At 39.5% G+C, this 13,851-nt stretch carries 11 protein-coding genes; 3 read left to right on the forward strand and 8 right to left on the reverse strand.

Going from position 1 to position 13,851, the window contains the following annotated elements; all coding sequences use genetic code 11:
• Positions 1 to 124: 124 nt before the first annotated feature.
• Positions 125 to 1,672, forward strand: a complete 1,548-nt coding sequence (locus tag COE25_RS23990; RefSeq protein ID WP_098934418.1) for an N-acetylmuramoyl-L-alanine amidase family protein — start codon at positions 125 to 127, stop codon at positions 1,670 to 1,672.
• Between the two features lie 87 nt (positions 1,673 to 1,759).
• On the opposite strand, the gene dtd is transcribed toward COE25_RS23990, so the two are convergent.
• The 6 genes from dtd to COE25_RS24020 all read right to left on the reverse strand — a co-directional run bounded on the left by dtd (position 1,760) and on the right by COE25_RS24020 (position 10,455).
• A complete protein-coding gene (dtd, locus tag COE25_RS23995; protein WP_088089111.1) occupies positions 1,760 to 2,203 on the reverse strand; it encodes a D-aminoacyl-tRNA deacylase in 444 nt (147 codons plus the stop codon).
• A 13-nt stretch (positions 2,204 to 2,216) separates the two neighbouring features.
• Positions 2,217 to 4,415: a RelA/SpoT family protein gene (locus tag COE25_RS24000; protein ID WP_088089112.1), complete on the reverse strand. Its 2,199-nt coding sequence runs from the start codon at positions 4,413 to 4,415 to the stop codon at positions 2,217 to 2,219.
• A 221-nt stretch (positions 4,416 to 4,636) separates the two neighbouring features.
• On the reverse strand, positions 4,637 to 5,149 hold the full coding sequence (locus COE25_RS24005) for an adenine phosphoribosyltransferase (protein WP_088089113.1): 513 nt from the start codon (positions 5,147 to 5,149) through the stop codon (positions 4,637 to 4,639).
• Entirely contained in the window at positions 5,140 to 7,503 is a 2,364-nt protein-coding gene (gene recJ, locus COE25_RS24010) for a single-stranded-DNA-specific exonuclease RecJ (RefSeq protein WP_098934419.1), read from the reverse strand. The genes COE25_RS24005 and recJ overlap by 10 nt, the downstream gene beginning before the upstream one ends.
• A gap of 248 nt (positions 7,504 to 7,751) precedes the next feature.
• Positions 7,752 to 10,016 carry a protein translocase subunit SecDF gene (secDF, locus tag COE25_RS24015; protein ID WP_088089115.1) on the reverse strand — a complete coding sequence of 755 codons (2,265 nt, stop codon included), beginning with the start codon at positions 10,014 to 10,016 and terminating at the stop codon, positions 7,752 to 7,754.
• A gap of 142 nt (positions 10,017 to 10,158) precedes the next feature.
• Positions 10,159 to 10,455 (reverse strand): post-transcriptional regulator, encoded by a 297-nt coding sequence (locus COE25_RS24020; protein WP_098934420.1) that lies wholly within the window; start codon positions 10,453 to 10,455, stop codon positions 10,159 to 10,161.
• Positions 10,456 to 10,593: 138 nt separating this feature from the next.
• On the opposite strand from COE25_RS24020, the gene spoVB reads away from it, so the two are divergent.
• On the forward strand, positions 10,594 to 12,141 hold the full coding sequence (spoVB, locus tag COE25_RS24025) for a stage V sporulation protein B (protein WP_088089117.1): 1,548 nt from the start codon (positions 10,594 to 10,596) through the stop codon (positions 12,139 to 12,141).
• A 46-nt stretch (positions 12,142 to 12,187) separates the two neighbouring features.
• Here spoVB and COE25_RS24030 read toward each other — a convergent pair whose 3' ends face one another.
• Positions 12,188 to 12,847 (reverse strand): DUF421 domain-containing protein, encoded by a 660-nt coding sequence (locus COE25_RS24030; protein ID WP_088089118.1) that lies wholly within the window; start codon positions 12,845 to 12,847, stop codon positions 12,188 to 12,190.
• A gap of 264 nt (positions 12,848 to 13,111) precedes the next feature.
• On the opposite strand from COE25_RS24030, the gene COE25_RS24035 reads away from it, so the two are divergent.
• Positions 13,112 to 13,474: a TIGR04086 family membrane protein gene (locus COE25_RS24035; RefSeq protein ID WP_088089119.1), complete on the forward strand. Its 363-nt coding sequence runs from the start codon at positions 13,112 to 13,114 to the stop codon at positions 13,472 to 13,474.
• A 76-nt stretch (positions 13,475 to 13,550) separates the two neighbouring features.
• On the opposite strand, the gene yajC is transcribed toward COE25_RS24035, so the two are convergent.
• On the reverse strand, positions 13,551 to 13,844 hold the full coding sequence (gene yajC / locus COE25_RS24040; protein WP_088089120.1) for a preprotein translocase subunit YajC: 294 nt from the start codon (positions 13,842 to 13,844) through the stop codon (positions 13,551 to 13,553).
• Between the last annotated feature and the right edge of the window lie 7 nt (positions 13,845 to 13,851).

Here is a 13,851-nt window from a genome sequence, read left to right on the forward strand (position 1 = left end):
ACCATTCGTGAAAAACTTGCATAATCAATAAGTATTTCTCAATTTATTGGACAATATTAGCAATTTAGGAATGATTTTCAGCTTTTAATACGTTAAAATTGAATTAATAGAAAAGGAGGGGGTTATGGTCAAGAAGTATAGTTTATTGCTATTATCTATAATTCTTATTTTTGGAGCCTTCCTGCCTCAAGGGAAAAGTGTAGCAGCGACAGGTTCCGTTACTATTTCCACCGATTTAGTCAATGTCCGCGGCGGCCCAGGCTTGAGTTATCCCCTTGTAAAAATAGCCAATCGGGGCGAGAAGTATCAGATTGTAAAGGAGCAAGGGGATTGGATTCAAATTCAATTATCATTTGGAAAAACTGGCTGGTTAGTTAATTGGCTAGTCACAAAAGATAACGATTTCCAACAAGAAAGTAAACCAGAAAGTACTGCTACGAAAAATAATACAGGTATCGTCAATGGTGATACATTAAACATAAGACGTGAACCCTCCACATCGAGTCCCGTTATTGGGAAATTAACAGGTGGGACAAGCGTAACCATTTATTCTAAACAAAATAATTGGTTAGAGGTTGGCTTTTCTAATTTAAGGGGATGGGTCAGTTCTGAGTTTATTGACAGTCAAACATCAATTGCTCAAAATGGCACGACTCAAAACGAAATGACTACCAGTGCCGTCACCGGAACCGTAACAGCGAATAGTCTTAGTGTTCGCTCAGCGGCCTCATTAAATTCAAACCTCATTGGGACTGTAACCTATGGTTTAAGTTATAAGATAGTAGAAGAGAAGAATAACTGGGCAAAAATAGAATACAAGACTGGTAGTTTCGGATGGGTTACCGGATGGTATCTTGATAAAAAAACAGTGAAATCCCAATCTGGACAAGCTGTGAAGGAAAGTATCATTACGATAATACATAACGGGACAAATATCCGAGAAGAACCAAATGTGCAATCAGGTGTCCTCGAGCGTGCAAATAAGGGCAGTAATTATCCCGTTAAAAGGGTAATTAATGACTGGTATGAGATTAAGCTGAAGAACGGAAAAACAGGGTATGTTGCTGGCTGGCTTGTTTCCATTAACGGAACGAAACAACAGATTGAAAAGCCAGGAGCCGAATTATATCTTAAAAATAAAACCATTGTTCTGGACCCAGGACATGGCGGAGTGGATAAAGGGGCTACTGGAGGCAGCGGAACATTTGAAAAAGAGCTTACACTTAGGACATCCCAGCTTTTATCTAATAAATTAAAAGCCGCAGGAGCCAATGTCTACGTAACGAGGAAAAATGATTCATACTTACAACTCGCTGCTCGAGTGAATATGGCACGTAATTACAAGGCGGATGCTTTTATCAGCCTTCATTACGATAGTAATTTAGATCGCAGTGTTCGTGGAATGACTGGCTTTTATTATCATTCCTATCAAAAAGCCCTGGCTGAATCCATTTTCACATCAACTATTGGACAAACAAAATTGAAAAACCGTGGAGTGCGTTTTGGCGATTTCCATGTGATCCGTGAGAATAGTCAAAAAGCCGTTTTAATAGAACTTGGCTATTTAAGTAACCCGGAAGAAGAAATGACGATAAAATCCAGTGGATTCCAAGAAAATGCCGCTTCTGGTTTGTTTAATGGATTAGCCAGATATTTTAAAGAGAATGAATAAGGGCCTTGGAAGGTTTCTACAAATTCCAGGGCTTTTCCTATCCAAAGCAAAAAGGCCTAGCACCTAATCGCAAGTGCCAAGCCTTTTTTATGATTTACTTTCGAGTATCAACGTCACGGGACCGTCATTGATGAGTTCAACATCCATCATCGCACCGAATATGCCGGTTTCAACACGAATCCCTTTTTCCCTCAGCAAGCTGTTAAGTAACTCATAAAGTTGAACAGCTTGGTCTGGCCGGGCCGCTTCCATGAAGTTTGGCCTTCTCCCCTTTCGGCAATCACCGTAAAGAGTAAATTGCGATACAGAAAGAATTTCACCGCCAACATCTAATAAAGATAGATTCATCTTTTCATCGGCATCCTCAAAAATACGGAGGTTGGCAATTTTATCGGCTAGGTAGATGGCATCCTCTTCTTTGTCAGCATGGGTGATACCGACAAGTAAGACAAACCCCTTTGTTATTTGACCAGTTACTTCCCCGCCAACAGTTACGCTGGCACCTTTACTTCGTTGAACAACTACACGCATTTTTGGAAACTCCTTAATTCATCATTCGACGGACGGAATAAATATCGGGGATCTGTTTAATTCGTTCAACCACCTTTTGTAAATGGTTCACATTGTGTATGGCAATCGACATGCTAATCGTCGCCATTTTATTCCGATCCGATTTGCCTGAAACGGCAGAAATATTTGTTTTTGTTTCACTTACAGCTTGAAGTACTTCATTGAGAATCCCTCTTCGGTCATAACCGTTAATTTCAATATCAACATTATATTCTTTTCGATCATTTAAGGACGATTCCCATTCTACCGGGATTAACCTTGACTGAGCATCATTAGAATCAATGTTCGTACAGTCCGAACGATGAACAGAGACTCCGCGCCCCTTGGTAATAAAACCAACAATTTCATCGCCAGGAACCGGATTGCAGCATCTTGATAACCGAATCAGTAAATTATCAATCCCGGAAACTCGGACACCGGATTCACGTTTTTTGGAAGATGGGAAGGTTTTTAGGTCCGTTATGGCATTGGTAATATTCGAACTCTGCTCCTGATCCCTCTTTTTGCGCCATTTCTCGGTTAATCGGTTGGCGACCTGTAAAGCCGTTACACCATTATAACCAACTGCTGCATACATATCTTCTTCACTGGAGAAATTAAACTTTTCAGCAACCTTTTTCAGATTGTCAGCGGTGAATATTTCTTTAATATCGAACTCCATATTACGGATTTCTTTTTCAACCATCTCTTTGCCCTTATCGACATTTTCATCACGGCGCTGCTTCTTAAAGAAGGCCCGAATCTTGTTTTTCGCTTGCGATGTTTGCGCCAGCTTCAACCAATCCTGACTTGGACCGTATGAATGTTTCGATGTAAGGATTTCGATGATATCACCAGTCTTAAGCCGGTAGTCCAGCGTCACCATTTTGCCATTCACTTTTGCGCCTATCGTCTTATTGCCAATTTCGGAGTGAATTCGATAAGCAAAATCAATAGGAACAGAACCAGACGGCAACTCAATGACATCACCTTTTGGTGTAAACACAAAAACCATATCCGAAAATAAGTCAATTTTCAATGACTCCATAAACTCTTCCGCATTGGCGGTATCATTTTGGAACTCGAGTATTTCTCTGAACCAGGTTAATTTCTGTTCAAAAGAAGTGCTCTCGTTAAGTGCTTCTTTGCCCTCTTTATAAGCCCAGTGTGCTGCCACCCCGAATTCAGCAATCCGATGCATCTCATACGTTCTAATTTGAACCTCAAGCGGATCTCCTTTTGGGCCGATTACGGTAGTATGCAAGGATTGATACATATTAGGCTTCGGCATCGCGATATAATCCTTGAAACGGCCGGGCATTGGTTTCCAGCAAGTGTGAATAATCCCTAAAACAGCATAGCAATCTTTAATACTGTTTACGACGATTCGAACAGCTAGCAAATCATAAATTTCACTGAACTGCTTGTTTTGCAAGGCCATTTTCCGATAAATGCTATAAATATGCTTCGGACGGCCAGAAAGCTCTGCTTTAATGGACACTTCACCCATTCGATTCTTTACTTCTTCAATGACATCCACTAAATATTGCTCACGTTCAGCGCGCTTCTTTTTCATTAAGTTAACAATTCGATAATATTGCTGCGGATTTAAATACCTTAAGGCTGTATCTTCCAGTTCCCATTTAATCTTAGAAATACCAAGACGATGTGCCAAAGGTGCAAAAATTTCAAGTGTTTCATTTGAAATCCGACGCTGCTTTTCTATAGGAAGGTGTTTAAGTGTCCGCATATTATGCAAACGGTCGGCAAGCTTAATAAGGATGACCCGGATATCCTGGGCCATTGCCACAAACATTTTTCTGTGGTTCTCTGCCTGCTGTTCCTCGTGAGATTTATATTTAATTTTCCCTAATTTGGTTACGCCGTCGACAAGCATGGCCACTTCGTCATTAAAAGAAGACTCAATATCTTTTAAAGATATACTCGTATCTTCAACGACGTCATGAAGAAAACCAGCTGCAACCGTGGCAGGATCCATCTCCAAGTCAGCTAGAATGCCAGCAACCTGGATCGGATGAATAATGTACGGTTCCCCCGATTTTCGATATTGTTCACGATGAGCATGTTTTGCAAATTCGTATGCTTTTTCCAAAAATTTAACATGTTCATCATTTAAATAATTCCGAGTCTTGTCGATGACTTGGTCGGCTGTTAACACTAGATCATTCGCCATGAAATCACCTTTATTTTCGTCTCATTTTATTTATATAAATGTCATTCTCTAAAAATTTGTTCTAAATAGGAATGATTGTTATTATTATCGAAAAAAAAAGCCAAGATGTAAAGAGATTGAGAGTCTTTTTCCACACTATTCAGGAAAAAGTATGCTAAATGGGCACTTCCGCTTTAAATTATATAAAGAGAGCACTCGTCCCGAGTGCCCTCTTTAATGGTTTAATAATGCATCAATGTTAAAACATCATAACCATCAAGTTTTTTTCTACCTTCTAAATAACTTAACTCAACTAAGAAAGCAATCCCTGCAACCACACCGCCAAGTTGCTCCACTAATTGAATCGTCGCATCGATTGTACCGCCTGTAGCCAACAAATCATCCGTGATTAGGACACGTTGGCCTGGTTGGATGGCATCTTTATGGATGGTTAGAACATCTTTACCATATTCAAGCCCGTAACCAACTTTAATCGTTTCCCGTGGAAGTTTACCTTCTTTACGGACTGGGGCAAAGCCTATGCCTAAGGCATATGCAACCGGACAGCCAATAATAAATCCTCGGGCTTCAGGTCCGACAATCAGATCAATTTGTCTTTCTTTTGCATAAGCAACGATTTGGTCTGTTGCATATTTATAGGCCTCACCATCATTCATTAAAGGGGTGATATCTTTAAATTTAATTCCTTCTTTTGGCCAGTCAGGTACGATTGTAATAAATTCTTTTAAGTCCATTCTTCAATTGCCTCCTCAGTTTCAACCGACTCTTGAAAAACTTGATCGAACCAGGCTTTTAAATCCTGAAAGGATGAAAACAATAATTCCCTTTCAAGTTCATATTGTGCTTGTTTTATTTTGTAGGTTCGAGAGTCAGTTAGGTCACGCTTTTGCGCTCCGGTGTTTAAAGTTATAAATCCATTGTTTATTGTAACAAAATCCAGGTCAGAAAACACCTTTGACATAAAGTTTATCGTTTCCTGCGACCAACCGCGATGCTTCGCGAGGTCACCCCCATGTCGTTTAAGATCAATCGGACCCTTTTTTAACAGAAAAGCATAAAACCATTTAAAATGGTCACGGGTCGGGACAGTACTAAAGAAATCACTGGATTCTTTATAAAAATATGCATAAATCCTAGCTGGCTGTTTCCCTTTAAATAAAACCTTTAGGATTTCTTTTGATGAAGGAAAGTCAACTAGAACAATATTTGCCTTGTTCCCATCGAACGATTTTGCATCTTCCACATCTTTAATAAAAATGGTCTCATCGATCAAATTAGGGTTTATTTTTTCAAGGTGTTCTTGATTAAAAATAATAAACTTCCTGTTATCAGCAGGGACAGCATTTGAAAGGCTGTTGATCCGCTTTTGTCCGCGATAGTCAAATAATTGCCATGACTCCACGGCAATATCGTGGATGAAAATTTGTGGTTTACGCATATTGTTCCATTCATTAACAGATAATTCTCCAATTAACGAAATTTTTGATGCAGGTGAGATATGATCCACTAAGGGTCCTAAACCAAAGCCTACCCCATCCAGATTAGCACCACTTTCATTCACTAATACCTTTAAGTGGTTTTGCTCACTGCCAATTTTTCTGATATTTGTAATATCGACATTGTTGATTAAAACCTTTGGTTTGGGGTTGTCCATTCCAAAAGGAGCAAGTAGACTCATTTCATCTAATGAAGATAGATTTACATGTTGAAGTTTAATTTCCTCATCGAGATATGTTACTGGAATTAAATCTTCATGAGTCAGTTGAGCATCTGCCAGTAAATTTAACCTTGTGCGGAGTTCCGTAACATTCTCTAGGTTTAAGGTCATCCCTGCTGCCATGGGGTGACCTCCAAAGTGCGGCAAAATATCACGGCAGGTTGATAAATTTTTAAATAGGTCAAAACCTGCAATACTGCGGGCCGAACCCTTTGCCACTCCCTTATCCGGGTCAAAATTCAGTACAATCGTTGGCCGGTAATACTTTTCAACGAGTCTTGAGGCAACAATTCCGATGACTCCGGCATTCCAACCTTCCTTACCGATGACTAGAACTTTATTAGACTCGATCGGGAAATTCTTTTCAACCTCTTCCATCGCCTCAGTCGTAATCGAATTAACAATCGACTGTCTTGACTTATTGAGAGCATCCATTTCTGATGCAAGGCTTTCTGCTTCAAATGGATCATCGGTTAAGATCAGCTGAACAGCTAAGTCAGCATCTTCTAAACGCCCCACGGCATTAATCCTTGGCGCGAGGGTAAAGCCAATTGTTTCTTCATTTATCGACATGGGATCGACCCCTGCCAGCTTTAAAATGGCTCTAAGGCCAATATTATTCGTTGTTTTTAGTTTTTCAAGTCCTTTTTTGGCGATCAGGCGATTCTCATCTTTTAACGAGACTAAATCAGCAATCGTCCCAATCACAGCTATTTCTAACAAATGCTCTGGAACCTCTCCATAAAGGGCATGGGCAAGTTTAAAGGCTACACCCACTCCTGCCAGTTCTCGAAACGGATAGGTACTATCAGGAAGTTTGGGATGAATGATCGCAAGTGCCTCAGGTAATACCGGCCCAGGCTCATGGTGATCGGTAATGATGAGATCCATGCCTAGCTCTTTTGCAACGGATGCCTCATAGGTAGCTGATATTCCAGTATCCACAGTAATAATTAAATTTATTCCATTTTCCGCTGCACTCCGGAATGCGGCCTCATTTGGGCCATATCCTTCAGTGAAACGATTAGGGATGTAAAATTGAACATTTGCACCAAGGTCACGAAGCGTGATCATTAAAACTGATGTGCTGCTTACTCCATCAGCGTCATAATCGCCGAAAATGAGGATCGGCTCTTGGTTTTCGATGGCTTCACGAATTCTCGTAACTGCAATATCCATCCCTGTTAAGAGAAAGGGATCGTGGAATTCTTCCTTTCCAAATAAAAAATACCGTGCAGATTCAACGGTATTAAAGCCACGGTTGACAAGCAGTGAAGCGACAAGAGGCGTTATTTTCAATTCAGTTTCTAGCTTATTGATCAGTTGTTCATCGGATTTCCGAACAATCCATCTCGTTTTCGAACTTAACATGTGTATGTTCACCCCTCAGACCTTCTTATTATACAGGAGTGGAATACAGGATTCAATAAAAGAAAAGCGGAGGCGCCCGGTTAGCGACGTATGGACTGGAGCGCTCTGACTGAGATAAAGGAAACACGAAGAGCGTAAGCGCATTCGTTCTTGACTAATCGTAAGGAAGAGAGCGAAGTTCACTAGTCGCTGGGCGCCGGAGCTAGACAAAAGAAAAACCGCAGGATATCTGCGGTTTTCAACTAAATTTATACTTGTGGTTGATCAGAATACTTTCTTTTCTCTTTTACCGTTTTAATAACGCCCTTCTTCTTCAACTCTTTACATTTCAATACATACCATAAAGAACCTGCGACAAAGACGGAGGAATATACCCCAATAATTAATCCAACGAATAAAGCGATAGAGAAATTGCGAATTGCTGGGCTTCCAAAAATCATTAAGCATACTGTCGTAATGAGGACTGTTAAAACGGTGTTAAACGACCGTGTTAAAGTTTGGCGAATACTAACATTTACCACTTCAGCAATATCCTGAACCGTTTTAAGCCGTTTTTTCTTTTGCATATTCTCGCGAACCCTATCGAAAGTAACAATCGTATCATGGTTTGAGTAACCAATAATGGTCAAAATTGCGGCGATAAAGTTTAAATCTACTTCAAGTCTTGTAATACTAAAAATAGCAATCATGAAAAATGCATCATGAAGGATGGCAGCAATCGCGGCGATAGCCATATATGCTTCAAACCGAATCGAAACGTAGAGAATGATACCAATTGATGCAATCAAGACTGCAAAAAAGGCATTTTTCGCTAGTTCTTTTCCAATCGTCGGAGAAACGGTGCTAACATTCGGCTCATAGCCAAATTGCTTTTTAAAATCTGCTTTTAAAGTTGAAATTTCATCTTTTGACAGTACCCCAATCATTCGGACGGCACCAATTTGCTTTTTATCACCAGAAATGACGACATCATCTGGAGTTAAATGAAGTTTGTTAAAAGCACTTTCCACCTGGGTAGTGGTTAAAGGTGTTCTTGATTGAACCTCTACACGTGTTCCGCTTGAAAAATCAATTCCTAAATTCATACGGAAAATAGCGAGAATGATTACACCGGCAACAAGGAGAACTCCGGATAGGATGAATACTTTATTCCTAAGTTTAACAAAATCAATTTTATCAAATCGAGTCGGAAGATCGATTGTATCTACATTATCGTTAATAGATTTAATTTGGGACTTGCGTACTGAAAACCAACCAGGTTTATTATTTAATAAACCGCTTTGGACCCATAGCCCTAGCAATAACCTTGCACCGTATACATTCGTGAGGAAGCTCATCAGGACACTCACTATTAACATTGTCGCAAACCCTTTTACTGAGCTTGTCCCGTAAAAGAATAAAACACAAGCTGTTAAGATTGTTGTTAAGTTGGCGTCAAGAATAGCTGTAAAGGCATGCTGCTCACCAGCTTGGAACGCTGATTTAATGCTTCTACCTACCTTTAGTTCTTCTCTAATCCGTTCATAAGTAATAATGTTGGCGTCGACGGCCATACCGATTCCGAGAATAATCGCGGCAATTCCCGGCAAGGTCAGAACCCCATTCATCCAATCAAAAATTAATAAGACGAGAAATATATAAATTGATAACGTAACAGTAGCAATGAAACCTGGAAAACGGTAATAGAAAAGCATGAAAAGATATATGATTACAACACCAATGATCCCAGCTAAGACCGTATCATGTAATGCTTGTTCCCCGAACTTAGCTCCGACGGAAGTTGAGTACACCTCTTTTAACTTAACCGGTAAGGAGCCTGCATTTAAAAGCGAAGCCAAGGTTTGAGATTCTTTTGCAGTAAAACTGCCAACAATCGAAACTGTATTTTGATTAAATATTTGCTTTACTGTTGGGGCTGATAAAAATTTAGGGTTCTCTTTTGTTACTTCCTCTTTAAATGAGTCTTTTCCTTCTTCAAAATCCAGCCAAATAACAAGAACATTGTTTGGTGCCATTTTCATAATTTCTTCGGACACCTTGCGGAATTTATCGGCACTTTTTAATGTTAAAGAAACGCTTGGTGCACCATTTTCATCAAAAGTTTGCTTAGCTCCGCCTTGTTTTAGGTCAGAACCATCCATCATCAGACGGTCATTAGCATCACGGAAGGTTAGATTTGCTTGAGTAGATAAGATTTCGCGAGCTTTATTCTGGTCTGTTACCCCAGCAAGCTGCACACGAATCCGGTTCTTTCCTTCAATTTGAATACTAGGTTCACTTACCCCAAGGACATTGATCCGCTTGTCGAGTGCCTCAGCGGTGCTAGCCAAAACCTCTTTGTCAATTTTTTGACCTTTTTTCGCTTCCTTAACATCGTACAAAACTTCAAATCCACCTTGAAGGTCTAGTCCTAGCTTCATATTGTTTAAGATGTTCTTTGTTGTTGCTCCCATTGTGCTTCCTATAATTAGAACGACAAGAAAAAAAGCAACAATTCTACTGCGCTTTACCATTATGTATTGTTCCTCCTTAGTGCATGTGCATTAGCACTGTTCCGTATAATCCTTATATAAATTACCAAAAAGTCACTTCCTTCATTATGAAAGAAGTTAGATTGGCTGTCAATTTACAATAATATGAATTCATAAGGCATTTTCATTTTAAAAGCTCTTTCAATTCATCTTCATTATCAAATGAGAATTCGGTCGTTTTATATGCCTCAATCGTCGCGAAGCTGAGATAATCGCTCGCCTTAACAGACAGGATTTCTTGGATAATTTCGTACAGTTTCATTTCTTCCTTTACCTTTTTCCACTTTTTCTTAATTAAAAAATCCCAAAGTTCCTTCTCCGTTACAGAATCAATCCCTAGCAATTGAAACTCCGTGAGTTTACTTGCTACTGCTGGTTGGACCTGGGTGCGAAAATGTTCGAATCTGTGACTATTATCCATTATGACTGCCTCCTTGGGAGCTCTCCCACCTGAATTGAACTTTTCAAAAAGCTTTTACTACTTGTCATGCTTTGTCCACCATTAGGCATATAGATAATTGTATATGAATTCTTCTTATTTGAGAAGGTGGGAATCCGCATGTCGAAGTTTTTAAAGGGGACTTTTATCCTATTAATCGCAGGTCTTGTTACAAGAGTCCTTGGTTTTATTAATCGGATTGTAATAGCAAGGAGTATTGGGGAAGAAGGTGTTGGCTTATACATGATGGCGTTTCCTACATTCATCCTTGTAGTGACGCTTACACAGTTAGGGCTCCCTGTTGCTATTTCAAAAAATGTCGCGGAGGCAGAAGCAAAAGGAAATTTTGCAGAAATTAAAAAAATTCTTGTTGTATCCTTAGCGACGACTATTTCTTTATCACTTATATTTACGCCAGCGCTAATCTTACTTGCACCCATTCTATCAAAAACATTGTTTACTGACCCAAGAACCTTTTATCCTTTAATTGCAATAGCTCCTGTGGTTCCAGTAATTGCGATTTCCTCTGTGCTTCGGGGCTACTTTCAAGGCAGACAAAACATGCGTCCCTCGGCAATCTCACAAATTTTAGAACAATTTGTGAGAATTTCTTTGATTGCTGTGATGACAAAAGCGTTCCTTCCTTATGGAATTGAATATGCCGCCGCAGCAGCAATGGTTTCCTCAGTAATCGGCGAACTTGTCTCACTCATCTACTTAATGACTGCCTTTAAATTAAAAAAACGTTTTAAGCTTAGGAAAAATTTCTTTCAATTTGTCCACAGCGGGAAACAAACCTTCAAAGAACTCATGGATATCGCTTTACCGACAATGGGGAGCAGAATGATTGGATCTGTGGCATGGTTCTTTGAACCAATAGTTGTCGTCCATAGCTTAGCCCTTGCTGGTGTCATCACTGTAGAAGCTACCAAACAATATGGTGCCTTAACTGGTTTTGCGATGCCCCTGTTAATGTTACCGTCTTTCATCACCTTTTCTTTAGCAACATCACTTGTGCCAGCGATTAGCGAAGCCAATACGCAGAACAACAAAAAATTGATTGAATACCGATTACAGCAAGCATTACGCTTTGCCTTTTTATCGGGTGGACTGGCCGTTGTCGTTCTATATGTGCTGGCTAACCCATTGATGGAACTCATGTATGGCTCAGCGAAGGGCTCTTATTTTATTAGATTGATGGCTCCCTTCTTTTTATTCTATTACTATCAAGGACCGTTACAAGCTGTGTTACAAGCATTGAATCTTGCACGAGCAGCGATGATTAATAGTCTTATTGGTGCCATCGTTAAGACAGCTGTGATTTTTTTACTGGCTTCGCAAGCCTCATTTGGAATTAACGGGGTGGCATTAGGAATTATCGTTGGCTTTGTATTAGTCACTGTTCTTCATTTTGCAACGGTGTTAAAAAAGATTTCCTTCTCATTTTACGTTCGCGATTATCTGAAGGGATTTCTAGTCATGGGAGTTACAGGCTGGTTAGGCTATTGGTTATTTGAGAACACCTTCCTAACTGAACCGTTAACCATTAAAGTTATATTTTCGTTAATGGCCATGTCCATTTCCTATTTGGTCATGATTATTTTGTTAGGGCTTATTAAAAAGGAAGAGCTAAAACGTATTCCCTGGCTTCGAAACTTGTTTGCCTAATTACTTTCTTTACAAATAAGACACGCATTCTTAGCGTGTCTTTTGTTCATTCATCTTGTAGATCAATAAAGAATTTCCCATTTTCATAACTGCAAAAAGAAATCTTCTTCACATCGCGATAGCCCTGTTTTTTCAATTCCTGCCGAAGCCAGAGATTTGTTTTGTTAATTCTTTTCAAATTTTCTTCTTCAATGTTTCCATCTAGGATTAAAGGGATGGTTATATCGCCTAGCTCAGGTTCATTATTATTATTCTTTAATTTTTCAATGACGGACAAACTTCCAGAGGATTCTAATATCGCAAATTCCACGTCAGCAATACTGCGAATGTTCTTTTCTCGAAGCTGGGTCATTAAATCATCAAAATTGTACCGCTGCTTCCGCATTGCGTTCTCATCTATTTTCCCCCTATTAATAATAATGCTTGGCTGCCCATCAATCAGATTACGAAATTTTTTACTTTTCAACGAAAAAATCGCTAAGGTAATTTGAATCAGCATGAGCAACACCATTGGAACCAACGTATGGAACAAAGGTGTATGAACTCTTTCGATGGCCACAACTGCCATCTCACCAATCATAATAAAAACAACTAGATCTAAAATGCTTAATTCCCCAATTTCCCTTTTCCCCATGACTCGAAAAATGACTAGGATAACTGCATATAATAAAAGCGTTCGAAATACAATCGTTAAATAATCCTCCACAACCGTCGCCCCTTTTTTTACGTTCAACGATATTGTTTGCCGAAATGGATAAAAAATTAGCGGAATAAAATACCAGCCCACTCTTCATAGCAGAAAATTAAAGAAAATATATTCTACTTTTCTCCTTTTACGAATACGCTTGTACTAGGAAAGAAACATGTATCTAGGGTCTGGCAGTACTGATTTTTAAGGATAATTTGCCAGCCTGAAGGCAACTGAAGGGGGAGAGTTAAAATAGAACCGAAAAGCTTTCGTGTTTCCATTTTGTACGGATTAATTTTTATTCTTGTTTTTGCCGTGATATGCAGCATTATTTTTGCTTTTATTCTCAAGTTTACGTCTGCACGTGAAGTATCACTACAATATGTCATCACGGCATTATCATTCATCGGGCTATTCGGAGGCGGTTTTCTATCTGGCGGGAAAAGAAAAGAAAAGGGTTGGCTTATTGGCGGACTAACTGGGCTTATCTACTCGATCGTTGTTTTTTTATTCCAATACTTAGGATATGATCGCCTATTTAACGCCGAACAAGTAATTTATCATACTTGCTATACCTTAATTGCGATGATGGGTGGAATTTTAGGGGTAAACATTTCTACCAACAATTCACGGAGATCCGCTTAGCATCGAAAAGCGGAAGCGCTGGAGCTAGACAATTAAAAAAGGAAGCCATACAGGACGGCTTCCTTTTCGTTTGTTCCTATTTCGTTAGATTGACGCTTCCTTCACTTGCATCCGCAGTGACTTCGCGAATGGCATTACGGTCAAATGTAAGACGGCTTCCGTCACCACATTTAATTACGGCTTTATTCTCATCAATTGAATCTATAAAACCATGTAATCCACCAATCGTGACTACTTTATCACCCTTTTTTAAATCACTTTGCATTCTCTGTACCGCTTTCTGGCGCTTTTGCTGCGGGCGAATTAATAGGAAATAAAATAACACAAACATTAATATTAATGGAACTATGGTACCAATTCCTCCTGACATCTTGTTT

Source organism: Bacillus sp. AFS031507 (assembly GCF_002584635.1).
Taxonomy (GTDB): domain Bacteria; phylum Bacillota; class Bacilli; order Bacillales; family Cytobacillaceae; genus Neobacillus.